We start from the raw sequence: 616 nt of genomic DNA, 5'->3' as shown, positions 1-616 counted from the left end.
CAAAATGATCGGTTGAATGATCCTATAGATGTGTAAAAATCCAAGTGTATTTAATGCACTTGGATTTTTTTATGGACGTTTCTCAAGCTCTAAACGTAATTAATAATTGGAAGTCAGACAACATTGAAACGTTGTCTGATTTACTTCCCATCGAGCTTATTGATGAAGCTTATTCTCTCACTGATACCGTCACGATGAGAAAGAGAAAATTGACGCTTGAATCCATGGTTTGGTTACTTGTTGGTATGGCTATTTATAACAATAAATCAATGAAAGACTTAGTTAACCAACTTGATATTGTTGACCGTACGGGTAAAGCTTTTGTTGCTCCAAGTGCATTAACCCAACGTCGTAAGACGTTAGGTGAAGATGCAATTAAAGCCGTTTTTGAGCGTATGACGAACTCATGGTTAAAAAGTGCCAATCTACCTCATTGGAATGGACTAACACTTCTTAGTGTTGATGGCGTTGTTTGGCGAACCCCTGATAATCAAGAAAATGAAGAAGCATTTTCACGTCAAAAAGGTACGCAATACCCTCAAGTTAGAATGGTTTGCCAGATGGAATTAAGTAGTCACCTTATTACTGCTAGTGCCTTTGATAATTACAATACCAA

The 616-nt window shown here is 37.0% G+C and carries 1 protein-coding gene; it reads left to right on the top strand.

Features of this window, described 5'->3' with window-relative positions; translation table 11 throughout:
• Window positions 1-71 precede the first annotated feature (71 nt).
• Window positions 72-616: IS4 family transposase (locus CTN07_RS22620; protein ID WP_107183778.1), on the top strand; the 545-nt coding region annotated here is incomplete at its 3' end.

Origin of the sequence: Photobacterium damselae (assembly GCF_003026815.1) — a bacterium.
Lineage (GTDB): Bacteria > Pseudomonadota > Gammaproteobacteria > Enterobacterales > Vibrionaceae > Photobacterium > Photobacterium damselae.
This window is presented reverse-complemented; position numbering and strand designations above follow the sequence as displayed.